General features: G+C 46.8%; 16 protein-coding genes. 8 read left to right on the top strand and 8 right to left on the bottom strand.

Translation table 11 applies throughout. The features are described 5' to 3' along the window. From LSG34_RS11430 to LSG34_RS11450, 5 genes are read left to right on the top strand one after another with little or no spacing between them, the layout of a single operon-like run. A complete protein-coding gene (locus LSG34_RS11430; RefSeq protein ID WP_233009231.1) occupies positions 1-816 on the top strand; it encodes an MBL fold metallo-hydrolase in 816 nt (271 codons plus the stop codon). Further along, positions 810-3,017: a CHASE2 domain-containing protein gene (locus LSG34_RS11435; RefSeq protein WP_233009232.1), complete on the top strand. Its 2,208-nt coding sequence runs from the start codon at positions 810-812 to the stop codon at positions 3,015-3,017. Before LSG34_RS11430 ends, LSG34_RS11435 begins: the two co-directional genes overlap by 7 nt. A 15-nt stretch (positions 3,018-3,032) precedes the next feature. Then, positions 3,033-4,664, top strand: coding sequence for an HD family phosphohydrolase (locus LSG34_RS11440; protein ID WP_233009233.1), 1,632 nt, complete (start codon positions 3,033-3,035; stop codon positions 4,662-4,664). A 39-nt stretch (positions 4,665-4,703) separates the two neighbouring features. Continuing rightward, a complete protein-coding gene (locus tag LSG34_RS11445) occupies positions 4,704-5,501 on the top strand; it encodes a hypothetical protein (RefSeq protein ID WP_233009234.1) in 798 nt (265 codons plus the stop codon). 45 nt (positions 5,502-5,546) lie between these two features. Beyond that, entirely contained in the window at positions 5,547-6,305 is a 759-nt protein-coding gene (locus tag LSG34_RS11450) for a TerC family protein (RefSeq protein WP_127026023.1), read from the top strand. A 30-nt stretch (positions 6,306-6,335) separates the two neighbouring features. Here the strand turns inward: LSG34_RS11450 and LSG34_RS11455 are convergent, their stop codons facing one another. The 4 genes from LSG34_RS11455 to LSG34_RS11470 all read right to left on the bottom strand — a co-directional run bounded on the left by LSG34_RS11455 (position 6,336) and on the right by LSG34_RS11470 (position 9,686). Next, positions 6,336-7,367 carry a DUF2955 domain-containing protein gene (locus LSG34_RS11455; RefSeq protein ID WP_233009235.1) on the bottom strand — a complete coding sequence of 344 codons (1,032 nt, stop codon included), beginning with the start codon at positions 7,365-7,367 and terminating at the stop codon, positions 6,336-6,338. 46 nt (positions 7,368-7,413) lie between these two features. Continuing rightward, positions 7,414-8,478 (bottom strand): HlyD family secretion protein, encoded by a 1,065-nt coding sequence (locus LSG34_RS11460; RefSeq protein WP_233009236.1) that lies wholly within the window; start codon positions 8,476-8,478, stop codon positions 7,414-7,416. Then, positions 8,475-8,927 (bottom strand): MarR family winged helix-turn-helix transcriptional regulator, encoded by a 453-nt coding sequence (locus LSG34_RS11465; protein ID WP_233009237.1) that lies wholly within the window; start codon positions 8,925-8,927, stop codon positions 8,475-8,477. Before LSG34_RS11465 ends, LSG34_RS11460 begins: the two co-directional genes overlap by 4 nt. 132 nt (positions 8,928-9,059) lie before the next feature. Next, on the bottom strand, positions 9,060-9,686 hold the full coding sequence (locus LSG34_RS11470; protein WP_233009238.1) for a trimeric intracellular cation channel family protein: 627 nt from the start codon (positions 9,684-9,686) through the stop codon (positions 9,060-9,062). Between the two features lie 131 nt (positions 9,687-9,817). On the opposite strand from LSG34_RS11470, the gene LSG34_RS11475 reads away from it, so the two are divergent. The 3 genes from LSG34_RS11475 (at position 9,818) to LSG34_RS11485 (ending at position 14,017) form a co-directional block, all read left to right on the top strand. Further along, on the top strand, positions 9,818-10,783 hold the full coding sequence (locus LSG34_RS11475; RefSeq protein ID WP_233009239.1) for a hypothetical protein: 966 nt from the start codon (positions 9,818-9,820) through the stop codon (positions 10,781-10,783). 84 nt (positions 10,784-10,867) lie between these two features. Next, the gene (locus LSG34_RS11480) at positions 10,868-12,943 is read left to right on the top strand and encodes a TonB-dependent receptor (protein ID WP_233009240.1); all 2,076 of its coding nucleotides are present in this window, start codon (positions 10,868-10,870) and stop codon (positions 12,941-12,943) included. Between the two features lie 12 nt (positions 12,944-12,955). Next, entirely contained in the window at positions 12,956-14,017 is a 1,062-nt protein-coding gene (locus LSG34_RS11485) for a PepSY-associated TM helix domain-containing protein (RefSeq protein WP_233009241.1), read from the top strand. Positions 14,018-14,238: 221 nt separating this feature from the next. Here LSG34_RS11485 and LSG34_RS11490 read toward each other — a convergent pair whose 3' ends face one another. From LSG34_RS11490 to leuB, 4 genes are all read right to left on the bottom strand, one after another. Further along, a complete protein-coding gene (locus LSG34_RS11490; protein WP_233009242.1) occupies positions 14,239-14,610 on the bottom strand; it encodes a DUF3718 domain-containing protein in 372 nt (123 codons plus the stop codon). Between the two features lie 223 nt (positions 14,611-14,833). Then, positions 14,834-15,436, bottom strand: a complete 603-nt coding sequence (gene leuD, locus LSG34_RS11495) for a 3-isopropylmalate dehydratase small subunit (protein ID WP_233009243.1) — start codon at positions 15,434-15,436, stop codon at positions 14,834-14,836. Next, positions 15,433-16,857, bottom strand: a complete 1,425-nt coding sequence (leuC, locus tag LSG34_RS11500) for a 3-isopropylmalate dehydratase large subunit (protein ID WP_233009244.1) — start codon at positions 16,855-16,857, stop codon at positions 15,433-15,435. The genes leuD and leuC overlap by 4 nt, the downstream gene beginning before the upstream one ends. After that, positions 16,857-17,939: a 3-isopropylmalate dehydrogenase gene (gene leuB / locus LSG34_RS11505; protein ID WP_233009245.1), complete on the bottom strand. Its 1,083-nt coding sequence runs from the start codon at positions 17,937-17,939 to the stop codon at positions 16,857-16,859. Before leuB ends, leuC begins: the two co-directional genes overlap by 1 nt. Positions 17,940-17,941 lie beyond the last annotated feature (2 nt).

The raw sequence follows: 17,941 nt of genomic DNA on the forward strand, positions 1-17,941 counted from the left end.
ATGCAGATTAAATTTTATGGCGTGCGTGGCTCAATTCCAACTCCGGGAGCGGATACACAAAGGTATGGTGGTAACACCCCTTGTGTGCTGCTGACCAGCCAAAATGGTCAGCAATTAATTCTTGATTCGGGCACTGGGATCCGATTGTTGGGGCAGGAATTAATGGCGGGCACTGAAGAGTTGGTGCTACTGCTCAGCCATAACCATTGGGATCATATTCAGGGTTTTCCTTTTTTTGCACCAGCGTATCAGCCGGGTCGTCAAATCCGGATCATTCCGGGGCATACCTTAAAGGCTGAGCATGACGCTATTTTAAAACAAATGTCAGGAGAGTTTTTTCCTGTAGCGCCAGAGCAGCTGCCTTCATTGATCCGTATTACTCCTATAACGGAAGATCAGTGGCAGTTGGGCGATTTTTATATCCAACGTTGCCCGTTGAATCATCCGGGCTCAGGCAGCGCGTACCGTATTACCGCAGACGGACAAGCATTGGCTTATGTCACAGACAATGAGCTGTTTCCACCCGAACAAGTGCTGACCTCCAGAACTCAATGGTTAGACTTTGTCGCAGGCGTTGATTTGTTGATCCACGATGGCCAATATCTGGAAGCAGATATGCCTTATAAATTGGGCTGGGGCCATTCACTGGTCAGTCAGGCAGTAGTGTTAGCCAAAGAAGCTCAAGTGAAAAAGTTGGTCATTTTCAGCCATGACCCAGCCCGCACTGATCTGCAACTGGATGAGCTGGCGCAGCAGTTTAGTGGTCAGCAGCCTGAAGTACTGATGGCACGGGAAGGAATGGAAATCTGGTGCTGAAGTATTGGCGACGTCATCAATGGATTTTGCTTTGTAGCCTGTTGTTTAGTGGAGTGCTGGTGCTGGCTCAACTGAGTGCCGTGTATTCCGAGCAGTCTGTATTAAAGCGCCTGGATGGTCTGCTGTACGACAGCAGATTAAAATTGATGCTGTCGCACCGGGAAGTAAAAGATTTACCAGTGGTGATAGTGGATATTGACGAAAAAAGCCTGAAGCAGCTGGGACGCTGGCCATGGAGTCGCCAAATGGTGGCACAAATGCTGGAGCAATTAACGGCTGCCGGTGCTTCAGTGGTCGCTTTTGATGTGATTTTTTCCGAGCCTGAGCGCAACCCGGCACAGCAAGTGCTGCAGTCCGGCCAACAGCAGTTGTCCCCCGAAACAACAGCGGAGTTGCAGCAAATAGCACCACAGCTAGACGCAGACCATCAGTTTGCCTCCAGCCTTCAAAACAAAGACGTGGTTTTGGGTTTTTTATTTCAGCAGGAACAACTGGCTGTTGGGCTGTTGCCTGAAACCTATGTGTCTATGGATTCTGAAGCCAGCCAAAGCTCCGTCAGTCAGTTTGCCGGTTATGTCGCTAATACGGCTGTACTTCAGCAACAAAGTGCTGGAACAGGTTTTATTAATTCATCTCCCGACCCTGACGGTTTTATCCGCCAGGCTGCATTGCTCATCCGCTATCAGGACAAGGTCTATCCGTCACTGGCGCTGGAGGCTGCACGTTTATATGCATTGGCTCAGCAGCTGGAGGTAGAGACAGCGCCACTGCAGCAAATTAATACCATAGTGGGGGTCACAGTAGGCAATACCCGCATTAACACCGACTTATACGGCAGGGTACTGATCCCTTATCGTGGTCCTGCGCGGAGTTTTCCTTATATTTCCGCTGTTGATGTAGTGCAAGGGGCTGTGGATAAAACGCTGTTAAAAGATGCAGTCGTTTTTGTCGGCACTTCTGCGGTAGGCCACGCTGATTTACGCTCGACTCCTGTTGGTGTGCAATACCCAGGCGTAGAAGTGCATGCCAATGTATTTGAAGGCTTAATTTATCCGGAGTTGATTCACTCTCACCCGGATTGGGCTGAGGCTCTGGTGTTTTTGTTTTTAGTGGTGCTTGGTCTGTTGATGAGTTTTATCTTTCCGGCTTTGGGGGCAGTCAGTTTAGCTTTAAGTGGTGGCATTCTGTTGCTGCTGACCTTGGGGGGGAACTTATACAGCTGGCAAATCTTGAAGCTGGATTTACCCTTAACGTCCAGTTTGTTACTGATTTTAGGCCTGACTTTGCTGAATTTAATCTATGGCTTTTTTGGCGCTTCACAACAAAAAGCCCGGATTAAATCAATTTTCGACCAGTACGTACCACCGGCTCATATCGATGAAATGCTGAATCACCCTGAAAGCGTAAGTCTGGATGGTAAAAGAAAAGAGATGTCGGTGTTATTTTCAGATATTCGTGGTTTTACCAACTTGTCAGAGAAACTGACAGCGACCGAACTGAAGTCCTTGTTAAACCGCTACTTTTCACCCATTACCAAAACTATTTTTGAGCATCAGGGCACCATAGATAAATACGTGGGCGATATGGTAATGGCGTTCTGGAATGCGCCGCTGGATGTAAAAGCTCATGCAGAGCTGGCGGTGAAGGCGGGTTTCTCTATGTTAAAAATCACCGATGAACTCAGCAAAAGTTTTGTTTTGGATGGCTTGCCCGCCATCGATATTGGTGTTGGTATCAATACAGGCGAAATGAATGTCGGTGATATGGGATCGGAATATCGTCGTGCTTATACAGTACTTGGTGATGCTGTGAATTTAGGCTCCCGACTGGAAAGTCTGACTAAATATTATGGCGTCCGGTTTTTGGTGAGTCAGATGACGGCAAAACAATGCCAAAACATCAGGTTTCGTACCATAGATAAAGTCAAAGTGAAGGGAAAAACGGAAGCCGTTATTATTTATGAACCTGTGGATCCCGACTTACTGATGAACCCGGACTTTGTAGCAGCCTTGCAGCGGCATGAACAAGCGCTTGTATTGTATTGGCAGCAACACTGGAACGAGGCCGAACAGCTCTGGGCCTCGTTGTATCAGCGCTATAACGATAAGTTATACAGCTTGTATCTCGAACGACTGACTCATTACCGTACGCATCAAACTGGTGCAGATTGGGATGGGGTCTATACTCATGCAGAAAAGTAGTCATGGCAGTGAAAAATGATGACTGAACCTTCAGTATTACGACATTTGATAGACATAGGCATTTCGTTATCGGTAGAGCGGGATACAACCCGTCTGCTGGAGCGTATTTTAACCAGTGCTCAAACTTTAACTCAGGCAGACGGCGGCACTATTTATTCAGTGACGGCTGACAAGAGTCTGAAATTTGAGACTTTGATCAACAACTCGCTGAACATGTATATGGGCGGTAGCTCTGGCGTGCCTATCCCTTTTCCTTCTATCCCCATTTACAAAGAAGGCCAGGTGAATCAACACGCTATAGTGGCTATCGCAGCCGCTGAAGGCGAAATGATCCATATTCCTGATGCTTATGCGTGTCAGCAATATGACCTAAGCGCTGCGCGCAGTATGGATCAGCGGACTGGTTATCATACCCAGTCGGTGCTGACTATCCCGATGAAAAATCATGAGGGCGAGCTCAATGGTGTATTGCAACTGATTAATGCCACAGTGGATGGCAAAGTCAGTGCATTTTCAACTCAGCAAATGGAATTGGTGCGTTCATTGGCTTCTTTAGCTGCTGTGGCACTGACCAATAAGCAGTTGATTGAAAACATGGAAGAGTTATTTCAGGGCATAGCCAGACTTATCGCCAAAGCTATAGATGAAAAGTCCCCTTACACTGGCGGACACTGTAAGCGGGTTCCGGAGCTGACCATGATGCTGGCGAATGCGACACATCAGCATAACACCGGACCTTTAGCAGACTTTGTGCTGACGGATGCTGACCGGCATGAGTTAAGTGTAGCGGGTTGGTTGCACGACTGCGGTAAAATTGCCACCCCTGAATATGTGATGGATAAAGCCAGTAAGCTGCAAACCATTTTTGACCGGATAGAACTGGTCGACGCCAAAATAGAGATAGCTAAACGGGATTTCGAACTCAGTCTTACAGGTCCTTTGTATCTTGCGTCTTACCAGCAGGATCAAGCTCAAGTTGCATTGTTGCAACAGCAGTTGGCGCAAGGACTGGCCGCTTTGGATGCGCAGCGCGAATTTTTGCGCAAAGCCAATATAGGTGGCGAGTTTATGGACAAAGACGATCAGCAGCAGGTCGCCGATTTAGGTCGTCAGCAGCAGATCTGTATCGCCGGACAGCGACAAAATCTGTTATCTGACAATGAAATCTACAACCTGAGTATAGCCCGTGGCACTTTAACGCCGGAAGAAAGGCAGATCATCAACCGTCATATGAATATTACCGTCGATATGCTGGAGTCTTTGCCTTTCCCTAAACATTTACAAAGGGTGCCCGAGTTTGCTTGTGGTCATCATGAAAAAATGGACGGCACTGGTTATCCCAAAGGCCTGAAGAAAGACCAAATGTCGATACCAGCCCGTATGATGGCCATAGCCGATATTTTTGAAGCCTTAACGGCGTCAGACCGACCTTATAAAGACGGCAAACCTTTGAGTGAATGTCTGAACATTATGGGGCGAATGAAAGAGAACCAGCACATAGACCCGGATTTGTTTGATATTTTTATCGATCAGAAAGTGTATCTACAGTACGCAGAGCAATTTTTAAAACCTGGGCAATTAGATGAAATTGACCACAGCCGTATCCCTGGTTATTTACCGCCTGAGCAACGCTACAGCACTAAATAGCCTAAGCTTAGAAAGTGTCAATGAAGATGTTGGAGTCGCATGCGAGCTGTATTGATGCTGTTATTTAGTTGCCTGAGCTTCTTTTGGGGCAGTGTTCAGGCCAAAACCTATGTGATTGGCATAGAGCAACTGGATTATTATCCCCACTATGATTTTAAATCAGCGCAGCCCCGTGGTTACTTTGTTGATTTGATCCAGTTATACAGTGTCTGGAGTGGCGATGAGTTTGTGTTTAAAGCTTTACCAGTCAAGCGTTTATACAAGGATTCGGCTGAACTGACGGACTTTGTCTATCCGGATAACCTGCGTTGGCAACCTCATTTAGACATTGATCAAGAGCTGGTTAAATATTACAGCGCGCCAGTGATTTATACTTTGGGTGGCACTATGGTGTTGCCACAAAAACAGCAAATGTCTTTGTCTGATTTTAAGGTGCTGGCTAATATTCATGGCTTTTCGCCAACTCGCTGGCTTGAGCTGAAAAAACAGCATAAGTTTAAAATTTTGGATGTACCTGATGCTGAATCTGCGCTGCGAATGACGCTGCGGGGCAGGGTCGATGGTGCTAATGTGGAATACAATGTCGCTCAGTACCATTTAGCTCAGATGAAATCTGCCAAAGCTCTGGTGATGGCTGAGCATTTACCTTTTACCAACCTGGCTTTTCACTTATCCAGCCAAAAACACCCGGAGCAAATCCTGCGCTTTAATCAGTTTCTGATTGAACAGCAGGATCAAATTCAGCAGTTAAAACGGCGTTATGCTTTGGTTGAATACAGGGAACAGTTACCCAAGTTGTCAGATAAGCAAAAGGTTCCAGCTGAAATTCACCAATAAAGCCGCTACACTAGCCGCAGTTAATTAAAATCATGGGAACTTCATATGTTTGAATGGATCGCGAGTCCGGAAGCCTGGATAGCCTTAGGTACTCTGGCAGCCTTGGAAATCGTCTTAGGTATAGACAATATTATCTTCTTATCTATTTTGGTGGGGCGTTTGCCTGAACATCAACGCGCCTTTGCCCGCCGTATGGGTTTAGGCTTGGCCATGTTTGCCCGTCTGGCGCTGTTATTCTCGATTTCCTGGGTGATGGGGTTAACTGAAACCTGGTTTACTGTGCTTGGTAATGACATTTCAGGCCGTGATGTGATCTTAATTGGTGGTGGTTTATTCCTGCTGGCGAAGTCGACTCAGGAAATTCACCATAGCCTCGAAGGTATGGAAGAAGAAAGTGCTGGCCCTAAAGTGGTCGCGAACAACCTGTTTATGGTACTGATCCAAATTGCTATCTTAGATATCGTATTCTCTTTAGATTCAGTCATCACTGCTGTGGGTCTGGTCAATCAAATTGAAATTATGGCTATTGCCATCATAGCTGCAGTGTTGGTGATGATGTTTGCTGCTAAGTCTATTGGTGACTTTGTTGATGCGCATCCATCAATCAAGGTTCTGGCTTTATCTTTCCTGATTTTAGTTGGTGTGACCTTAATGATCGAAGGTTTTGACGTGCATGTGCCAAAAGGTTACATCTATTTCGCTATGGCATTCTCTGTGGCTGTTGAGATGATCAATATCCGCATGCGTAAAGGCCGCAACGTAGTGAAACTGCATAAAGCTATATCGGACGAAAAAGCCGACTAAGCCTAAGCAAAGCCGATGAGAAGAGCCCTGCTAGTCACTGACAAGCGGGGCTTTTTTATTGGCGTTGATTTTATGGTTGCGACGTTCCAAATGCAGATAGAACACAGTGGCTAATACCAGCGTCAAAACCACAGCCACACTGACAGAGCTTATCCGGTACAAAGCGCTGTACATCAAATCCTGATCCGGTTTTAAATACTGACCAAAAATAATAGCCATAGTGGTCATGCCGCCAAAGGCGACTCCAGAGCCAGGACCTTCCAGTTGCTGAGCTCTGGCAAAAATCAACATGCCAAAAAAGAATGCCAGCATGGTTAAGGGTAAATGCTGGTAGTTGTCATACAACACTAACTGGACCGCTATCGCATAGGCGGAACCCAGCAATACCCCTGACGCTCGTTTGATACCAGCCTGCACTATGCCAGTAAAACTCATAGGCAACAGAATAAGGATGCTGCTGGCCTGAGCCGACAGCGAATCCTGTAAATCCAGCAGTTGGAAGGTCACAAAAGACAAAGTTGCAATAGCTGCTGCGACCAGACTTTGCTGTTGCTGCTCAAGCTGAGTTTTAGCCGGAGGCATTTGCATAGGCTGTTCTGGCACAGGAAAAAGCCAAATCACAGCACCACTAATCAGCAAAGCAAACAACACAGCCAACAGGGCATTGCCGAGCATCTGGCCCGGATCCATGCTGGGGTAACTGGCGAAATGCAAAAAGATACTGCCATTAATAATGGCAATAGCCGCAAATACAAAAAGCGCGCCTTTGGCCATCAAACGGAATAACCAGAGGAAATAAACAAAAACCAGCAGAGTCATCACAGCACTTAAAGTACCAAGCCAGCTGTACAGCAGCACCATAGAGCCGGCCACCAGGTTCGCACTCACGTATTGCAGCACAACAAAAGGCGTCAGCCGGGGAATTAAACCTAACAACAACACAGGACTGATGGTAAAAAACACCCCCCATTGATCCGAGTTGGTCAGTTTGGCCAGCAGTAAGCCGAGACTGGCACCAAAGGCCAGCCGCAGTACTTTATTAAAAGGGGTTGAAGCAAACATAACAAACCTTAAAGGGCGTTAGTAAAGACATCTTTAATAAACAGCTTTAATAAACATAGTGCAGCAAGCTAATCAGCTGAATTTGGCCTTTTGCCAAAGCGGCCAGCAGGCTGTTATCTTTTGGCACCAGTTGCACTGTTGCCCGGGAGCCAACTACTAAAGCGGACGGCATTTGCTGTTGCATCGCCAGATTTACTTTTAAACGCTGCGCATCACGGACCCAGCGGCTGCTGCTGTCGGCTGTGGCTAAACGCCCATCTGGTGTACTTTGGCCGTTGGCAACGCCCGCATCTATATCCCGTACTGAAGCGCTGAATACTTCACCAGGTAAAGCATCAAAAGTGATGAGAGCTTCGGTACCTTGTTGTACATGCAGTAAACTTTTTTCACGAAACAAAGCGCTGACCCAACTTTGCTGAGTGGAGACCAAAGCTACAGTTGCCTGATGACTGGCCAAATTAGTGCCAACTTCCAATTGCAAGTCTGTGACTATGCCATCCACATCTGCATACACCTTGGTTCTGTCCAGCTCCAGTTGGGCTAATGCCAGCTGATTGCGGGCCTGTTTAATTTGCACCAGCTCCTGAGTCGGAATACCCAGTTCTGCTTCACGTTCTGCTAAATCTGCGGTACTGGCCTGTAACTCAGCTTTGGCTTTGAGCACAGCTGTATGGCTTTGATCCAGTTGCTGACGTGCTATTAGTTTTTGATTGTACAGTTGCTGATAACGCTGATCTTCCCGCTGCACTTCCTGCAAGGCAAAACGCGCCTGATCAACACGGGCTGCAGCGCTTTGCAAAGCTGCGCTTAACTGACGGTTGTTTTGCTGGCTTTGTTCCAGTTGCAATTGGGCAAGCTCCAGCTTGAGCTGGTAGTCAGCCGGGTCCAGTTCGAATAACAAATCACCTTTTTTGACCTGCTGATTGTTCTGCACCGCAATAGATACCACACGGCCAGGCACTTGGGGAGCAACCTGCACTACATAACGTTGCACTAAACTGTCTGTGGTGACAGGCATATACAAATCGGCAGCCAGATAGTAACCAAACACCAGTCCAAATAGCACTAAGGTCCATTTTATCCAACGGTTAAAGAGTTGTTCAGCGCTCATGATAGGTCTCCGGCTTTTTGGTCCTGCAAAAGCACTGCAGCTTGTTGTAATACCAGACTCAGCAATTGTGGAAGATCCTGCTGCTGCTGTGGAGTTAAGTTCCCCAGTAATTGCTGCTGCAAAACGCGGCGTTGCTGATTAATAGCGGCCACTAGGTCTGTTGCCGCAGGCAGCAAATACAACGCCTTTTGGCGTCTGTCCTGTTCTGACGGACGGCGTTCAATCAGGCCTTGTTTTTCCAGCTGGTCCAGCACTGGTACTAAAGAAGGGGTTTCTACAGCTAACAAGCGGGCCAGTTCAGTTTGGCTAAAACCTTGATTTTCAGCTATGTACACCAGCGCTATGCCTGAGCTTTGGGTCAGCCCCTGACAGGCCAGTTGTTTATCTAATAAACAACGCCATTGGCGTGACAGCAGGTGAACTTGCAGGCCTAAACTTTGGAAACTCATAATTTGCTCGTTAATAATTAGGAAGCTAATCATATTTTAGTTAGCTTCCTAATCAATTTCAAGCCGAAGCAGAAAAATGGCAGTTTTTTGTGTAAATAAAAAAGTACAAGTGGCCTTGCTGTTTAGCTGGGGCTAACGCAAGTCGTCGGCTTTTTTGCCGAACACAGGAATAGTCAGATGCCAGCGAATGGCAGCTAAACGCAAGCTCAATAAGGCAATCATTCCTGCCAGCATGGCGGGCATTTGTGCGACGCCAAAGTCCAGCAACTGGACGTACACCAGGCCGCCAAAAATGCAGGTAATAGCGTAGAGCTCGCCACGAAACACCATAGGAATTTCACGGCATAACACGTCACGGATCATGCCACCACAAACCCCACTCATAGTGCCCATCATTATGGCGACAAAACCCGAAGTGCCGTGGTCTAGTGCTTTTTGTGTGCCCATAATGACAAAAAATGCCAGGCCAATGGCATCTGCAATTTGTAAGGTATTGTTTGGGATCACTAATCTGTTACGAACGGCCAGAATAGTTAAACCTGCGGCAACGAAAATGGCTAAAAAGTAACTGTTGTTGCTTAACCAGATCACCGGAGAGTCGAGGATTAAATCGCGTAAAGTACCGCCACCTATAGCTGTGACTGTTGCCAGCACTATGACACCAAAACCGTCCATTTGTTTGCGCCAGGCGGCAAGAGTGCCTGAAATTGCAAACACAGCAATACCTAATAAATCAAACCAGTGGAAATAGAGCTCCATACCGCACCAAAAAAACAGAGGAAAGACATCAAATTAACAGGCTTTTACATTGAATCACAGCTTGAAGCAGGTGTTTTATTTTCTGCTCATGCTAGTATGGCGCCGTTAGTTTTGTTGAGGGAAGAGGGAATATGAGTAAAAAAGTTTGGTTAGGTGCTGCATTGGTTTTGTCTGCCAGTGCTGTGGCTGGTTTTTTATATGCGAATCATCATGCGGAGCAGCTGATGGCTGGCCATATCGAACGCAGTAATCAGCAGTACCTGCAATTAGCCGAACAAGGCGATATGCCGCCTATTCATATGAGCTACAGTAAATTGTCGGCCAATATCATTACCTCAAGCTACAAAATCCGTGACTTGCATATAGGCATTGCAGGCATGGGAGATTTAGTCACTGTAGGTGAAGTGGAACTCATTGGGTTACAGCGTGATGGTTTACCCGAAGATGGTGCTGCCCGCTTAAAAGATTTAAAACTAGCCCCTCAGGCTCTGGCTTCGGTGCCAAAAGATTTAGCTGATTATCTGGCTACATTGCTGATGGAGCTGAGTTATCAATACAAGTACAAAGCAAAAACAGGGGAGCTGACCTTCCAGCAGGAACTGCGGGTCGATCATCATTTCAGCCTGAATTACCGTTTTGCTTTAACTGGCGTGACAGACTTATGGCAATTTGCGGAAAACATACATGGGCTGACACCTGAACAACAGCAGCAGCAATCTGAGCAGCCAGACTATTTGCCGGGTTTAATGAAAAAAGTGGGTGTTATTGGTGTAGCCAATGGCTCCTTTGAAATAGAAAACAAAGAGTTTTTACAACAACTGTTTGATAAGTTGGCTGCGGCACAAATCACCACGGATTATGCCAGTACACAGCAGCAACTGAGCGCTGCTTTGCAACACAACCAACAGATCCCAGAGTCTATTCGTCAGCCTGTGCTGAATTTCTTACAAAAACCTGAACGCTTAAAACTCAGCTTCCAGTTCCAACAACCCCCTACTTTTTCTCAAATGCAGGATGGTTCTGCAATGGCAGGAATTGAGACGGCTGAAGATTTCATCAGCTTCGCCAGTTTAAGTCTGACTGCCAATTCAAATTAAGCCACTGCCCTGTCTTATCTGACTTGACATAAGAATGGTTCGCATTTATAAATGCGAACCATTTTTGTTAGCTTAGGTGAAGTTATGAAGTTATCCAGATTAGCTATGGCTTTGGCCTTACCATTGCCGTTGCTGGCTGCAGAAAGCACCACTGAAATTGAAACCATCAGTGTGTCAGCGACCCGCTCTTCTTATCCCGTCAGTACAGTACCTGCCACTATTACGGTGATCGATCAGGAAGAGTTAAAATCTCAGTTGGCTGTGACTCAGGACTTATCGCAAATTTTGGGTAATTTGTTACCCAGCTTTTCACCTAGCCGACAAAAATTAACAGCCAATGGCGAAACCCTTCGTGGCCGCGAACCTCTGTATATGATTGACGGTGTGCCGCAATCCACGCCTTTACGTAATGGTTCGCGTGACGGCAATACCATAGACCCTTCGATGATTGAACGTATTGAAATTATACGTGGTGCTAACGCTATTCAGGGCATGGGCGCCAGTGGTGGCATTATCAATATCATTACCAAATCACCGGGCGAGCATAAACATCAGGTCAGTTTATCTGGTTCAGTGCCAACAGCAGGCGGATCGGACACTCAAGGTTATAAAGCCAGTTATCTGTTTTCCGAACAGTTTGATGATGTCTCCTTAGTTACAGGCGCTGCTTTTAATAAAACAGGTTTGTATCTGGATGGTAATGGTAATCCTATCGGAGTGGATACCACTCAGGGGGATACCATGGATTCCGATACGGTCGACTTATTTATCAAAAGTAAGTGGCAGATGACTAAGGTTCAAAGTCTGCAGTTGATGATTAATCACTTTGATTTAAAAGGTAATAATAACTACGTCACAGTGAATGGTAATGCTGCCGCAGGTATTCCTACCACTTCAGCGCGCGGAGTTACTGAAGGCAAGCCATCCCAAAATAAAGTGACTTCGGCTTCGTTGGATTATCAGCATCAGGACATAGCTGGCGGTCAGTTAAATCTGCAATTATTTGCGCAGGACTTTGCTTCTATGTTTGGCGGCAGCAGAGCAGCAGTGTTTCAGGACCCTGCCTTAGGTGCAGCTATTTTTGATCAATCCCAAAATATCTCAGAAAAAGTTGGCAGTCGTCTGACGTATTTCCGTGCTGATTTAGCGGATACGGGCGTGGATTTAAGCACTGGTCTGGATTGGTTGCAGGACAGCACTTATCAGGAACTGGTGATGACCAACAGAAACTGGGTGCCTGAAACTGAATTCACTAACTACGCACCTTTTGTCCAGCTGCGTTACAACCAGATTAAAAACTGGACTTTCAGTGCTGGCGCCCGTTATGAATACGGCCAGTTATCTGTCGCCGACTTTACGACACTTGCTTCATCCAACAGCAGTTTTGTCACTGGTGGCGAGCCCAGCTTTAACGAACTGCTGAAAAACTTTGGTGTGGTGCATCAGTGGTCTGACAGTATCCGTGTGTATGCCAGCTACAGCGAAGGTTTTAGTATGCCGGATGTAGGTCGGGTACTGCGTGCCATTAATAAACCGAACCAGTCTGTGGCTCAGTTTCTGAACTTACAACCTGTGGTCTCTGATAACGCTGAAGTCGGTATTGAATTAACAGAAGATAATTACCGCCTGCAACTGAGTTATTTCCAGTCAGACTCCGATTTAGGCTCACGTTTACAAGCCGATGCCGATGGTATTTACAGCGTGATGCGTGAGCAAACTGAAATATCAGGTTTTGAAGCTGAAGGCGAATACAATCTGACAGATAACAGCTCTTTAGGTTTCACTTATGCCCGCACAGATGGCCGTTATGACAGTAACAACGATGGTCAGGTCGATAAAGATTTAGGCGGCATTAATATTGCCCCTGAACGCTTAAACCTGTACTGGTTACAGCAATGGCCGATGCAGTTGAGCAGCAGAGTGCAACTCAGTCAGCTGTTTGACGTCGACTATAACGACGGATCTTCTTTTGATGGTTACCATACGCTGGATCTATCCGGCCGTTATGACACAAACAATTGGGGCAGCTGGACTTTGGGTCTGGAGAATGCGCTGGATAAACAGTACATTACCTATTATTCACAAACTACTCCTGCCAACAGCAGTTATTTTGCCGGTTTAGGCCGCACTTTAAATCTGAATTGGCAGATGGCGTTTTAAGGATTTTAACGGATGAGAGTGGCCAAAAAGTTACACCGGGTTTTTGGCCTGATTTTAGCCTTATGGCTGGTGCCTGCCAGCCTGACAGGCGCTGTTTTACTTTATAAAAATTCGTTGCTGCAATGGCTTTATCCACAACTTCAGCAGCCTTTGGTCAGCGACTTAGTCACCTGGGGCAAGGTATTAGATGCTTTGCCTCAGACCGACTACAACTTTGTCCGGCTTGCCAACACTGAACGGCCATGGCTTGAACTCGCCCGTCTGGATGGCACTTTAGAGTACTGGTCCGCTTCGGGTCAATTATTGCTAAGCCGCAGCCAGTATGAAGATTTCATCGGCTGGTTTTATGAATTTCATCTGCATTTATTCAGTGCTGAGCTGGGTGAACAAATTATTGGGGTGCTGGGATTATTGGCACTGCTGCTGATTGGATCTGGTTTATGGCAGAGCTGGCCCAGGCATTGGGGCTGGCGCTTGTGGCGTTTACCCTTGTCTGCTCCTGCTATCCGCTGGTCCAGGCAATGGCACTTTGTTATTGCGTTTTGGGCAGCGCCACTGCTGTTACTCAGTATCCTGAGCGGTACCGCTATGGTGTATAACCAGCAAGTACAGCAAGGCTTAAGCTGGTTGTTTAACGATCCAGTCGTCAAAACTCCTGTCTCTGTTGTTTCATCTTATCCCGTGACTCAAAGTCAGTGGACTTTATGGTTGCCCGCCGCGCAACAACAATTACCTGAAGGGGTTTTACGTTTAGTCAGTTTTCGCAAAACAGCAGAACAGGAACTATCAATCCGTGCTCAGCTGAACGCAGAGTGGCATCCAAATGGCCGCACTCTGATCAAACTTGAACCTGCCAGTTCCAGTGTTTTATCTGTGCAAAAAGCCACGGAGATGGGGCAGGGCAAACAACTTAGCCAACTGATTTATCCAATACATATAGCCGCAGTAGGTGGAGACTTCTATAAAATTTTGCTGTTACTGACAGGTTTTATCCCATTGATACTTTGGGTATTAGGCATGATTTATCATAAAAGACGTGAAGCTTTGGACAAGGATAAAAAAACGGCTCCTTAAGGAACCGTTTCAAAACACTTTACCCTTTACAGCGCAGGCAACGCAGGTGCTGTCGATGGTTTCAAAGCAGCACATATAGCCAAAGTAATTGGAGTTGTAGCGAGGCGGCAAGCGATTGAGACCCCAGGAGCATAGTTGTCCTATGTGACTGGGGCGAAGAGCGCAGGCAACGTAGGGGCGGGGTTTATCCCCGCCCGAACGCTTCAAGTACGAAGGCTATATTAGTCCTGGCCGATACGGGCTTTGATATCGTTAATCAGCGGAGATGCAGCAAAACCGTTGGCAGTAGCCCAGGTTTCCAGATCTTCTGCCACTAAAGCTTTAGCTGGCATCTGTTTCACAAAAAACGAACCTGTTTCATAAGCGTCACTGCGCATTGCAAACTTAATCAGTGAATCGCCATTGCATTGAATTGCATCGTAGATCTTACGAAGGTTCACTTTGTTATCGGATAATACTTTACGGACGCGGTTTTTATCGTCGGCTTTGGTGTATTCACACAAAGAGGTGACCCATTGATCCTGAGCCAAAGCTGCCGGCGCTGCCGCGAAATAAGCACTTGCTACTACTGCTAATGTAACGAGCTTTTTCATAAAAATACCCCTTAGAGGTTAATAGGTGAACTAGTAAAATTGATAATAATGAAACTATATACTGTCTGGTACTACTTTGCCAAGTATTACCCGCTTTTTCTGATAAGCAAGTAGTTCAAATAAATCAGTAGTTTACGGCTGGATGGCTGGATGGGCGGCAGTGTAATTGTAGGGGAGAGGTTTATCCTCTCCCGTTGGTTGTACAAAAACTTTGTTATCGGTTTTAACCTAACCAAGGCTGCGCTGTGGCACGTTGTTTTTCATAACTGCTGATTTGTGGGGCAAACTGTTCACTGGCACCGATAAAATCCAGGCCACTTAATAAACGCTGTTTAATATCAGGATCAATCTGAAAACCCACAGCAGCGTTATTGCCCAGAATAATTTGCTGGCCTGCTAAATCAATTTTCCATTCTTGTGTGCCTTGTTGGCAGCGACTGAATAAAAACTCGATATTGGATGCACTCAGGCTGATCAGTAACATGCCGTTGTTGATGCTGTTATTAAAGAAAATATCGGCAAAGCTTTCGGCAATCACCACGTTAAAACCATACTGCTGAATAGCCCATGGCGCGTGCTCACGGCTGGAACCACAGCCAAAGTTGGCGCGGGTCAGCAGAATAGAGGCTCCTTTGTACGCAGGTTCGTTTAACACAAAGTCAGGGTTAGGCTGCTCATTCGCCAGATAACGCCAGTCGTAAAACAGCGCCTCTGCAAAACCGTCGCGACTAACCGAAGTTAAAAACTGCTTCGGAATAATCTGGTCGGTATCGACATTGTTTTTATCTAAAGGGCAGACCAGCCCTTGTGCAAAAATCTGGCTCATTGGTAACTTCCTTCTGCGCGCTCTACATAAGAAATATCTACAAAACGACCGGCAATAGCTGCAGCTGCTGCCATAGCGGGGCTGACCAAATGAGTGCGGCTGCCACGGCCCTGACGGCCTTCAAAGTTGCGGTTTGAGGTGGAAGCACAACGTTGGCCTGCTTCAACACGATCGTCGTTCATACCTAAACACATAGAACAGCCTGGTTCACGCCATTCAAAACCAGAGGCTTTAAAAATATCAGCTAAACCTTCAGCTTCGGCCTGACGTTTGACCTGACCAGAGCCTGGTACTATCAAAGCGCGTACACCGGAAGCCACCTGTTTGCCTTGCACCACGGCAGCAGCCTGACGCAAATCCTCAATCCGGCTATTGGTGCAGGAACCAATAAAGACCACATCGACTTTCAGGTCAGTTAATTTCTGGCCTGCTTCTATGCCCATATAAGTTAAAGCACGGCGCGCGGCATCGGCTTTAATTAAATCGCTGAAGGATTCAGGGGAAGGAATTGGCTGATCCACTGCTATAACCTGCTCTGGATTCGTGCCCCAGGTCACTTGAGGTCTGATGTTTTCTGCGGCAATAGTCACTGTTTTATCAAAGACTGCATCAGCATCTGAGTACAGGCTTTGCCAATACTGCACTGCTGCATCCCAGTGCTCTGCTTGTGGCGCATGAGGTTTACCTTTTAAATAGCTAAAAGTGACCTCATCCGGTGCTATTAAACCTGCTTTAGCGCCCATTTCGATGCTCATATTACACAGCGTCATACGGCCTTCCATGCTCATGCCACGAATAGCAGAGCCACAAAATTCAGCCACATAACCATTACCACCAGCTGTGCCTAATTGGCCTATCACCGCCATAATAACGTCTTTTGGCGTAACAAAAGGCGATAAAGAACCTGTCACTTCCACTTTTAAGGTCTTCGCCACTTGCTGCTGCAAGGTTTGAGTCGCCAGCACATGTTCTACTTCAGAAGTACCAATGCCAAAGGCGATTGCGCCAAAAGCACCGTGAGTGGAGGTATGGGAATCACCACAGACAATAATCATACCAGGCTGGGTTAAACCCAGCTCAGGGCCAATCACGTGCACTATGCCCTGATCCGGGTGCATTAAATCCAGCAAAGGCACATTAAATTCTTTGCAGTTGGCTGCCAGAGCTTCCAGCTGTTTGCGGGATGTTTCCCCCGCTGCATCTATGCTGCGCAGCTGAGTCGAGACATTATGGTCCATAGTGGCGTAGGTTAAATCCGGACGGCGTACAGTGCGGCCGGCCTGATGCAAACCAGCAAAAGCCTGAGGGCTGGTGACTTCATGTATTAAATGACGGTCTACAAACAACAAGTCGGTGCTGCCATTGACCGGAGCCACTACATGGCTTTGGTAAATTTTCTGATATAAGGTTTTGGCCATCATTAAGCTCTCTTTGTATCAATAGCGTTTAAGGCAGCAATCACTGCAGCGCCTACATCTGCTGTACCGTAATTCGATGCTGAATTAATATCCCGCGTGACTATGCCTTGCTCTAAGGTACTGGCAACGGCTTGCTCAATAGCACGAGCTGCGGCTTCTTCGGCGAAGCTGTAACGCAACATTAAGGCGGCACTTAAAATCTGTGCTATTGGATTGGCAATGCCTTTGCCTGCGATGTCTGGCGCTGTGCCACCAGCTGGTTCGTACAAACCAAAGTTGGAACCGTTTAAGCTGGCTGAAGGCAATAAACCTAAAGAACCAGCAATGGCCGCAATTTCATCCGACAAAATATCGCCAAACAGGTTGTCGCATAACAACACATCAAAATGCTGCGGCGCCCGAATCAGCTGCATAGCGGCGTTGTCGATATACATATGTTCCAGCTGCACCTGTGGATAGTTTTTAGCAACACGCTCCACCACCTCACGCCATAACACACTGGTTGCCAGCACGTTGGCTTTGTCGATAGAGGTCACTTTATTCTTGCGTTTAGTGGCTGCTTCAAAAGCAACACGGCTGATACGTTCAATTTCGCTGACACTGTATTTTTGGGTATCAAAAGCTGCGTCTTCAGTACGGCCTTTTTCACCAAAATAAATACCACCTGTCAGTTCACGCACACATAAAATATCCATGCCCTGGCTGCTGATTTTTGGGTGCAAAGGCGATAACTCAGCAAAAGCAGGGTAAATCTGACCCGGGCGTAAGTTGCAGAACAAATCAAAGGTTTTACGAAGTGGCAATAACGAAGCCCGTTCTGGCTGTTGGGCTGGCGGCAGACTGGTCCACTTAGGGCCTCCTACTGAACCAAATAAAATGGCATCACTGTTTTTACATAAATCCAAAGTCGCTTCAGGTAAAGCCACGCCCGTTGCATCAATAGCAGCGCCACCTATTAAAGCCTCAGTGCTTTGAATGCTGAATCCGAATTTATCAGACACCACAGCCAGTACTTTTAACGCTTGAGCCATCACTTCAGGGCCAATACCATCTCCGGCTAATACGGCAATTTTATAGTGTTTCATTG

This window comes from Rheinheimera faecalis (assembly GCF_021290965.1).
Lineage (GTDB): Bacteria > Pseudomonadota > Gammaproteobacteria > Enterobacterales > Alteromonadaceae > Pararheinheimera > Pararheinheimera faecalis.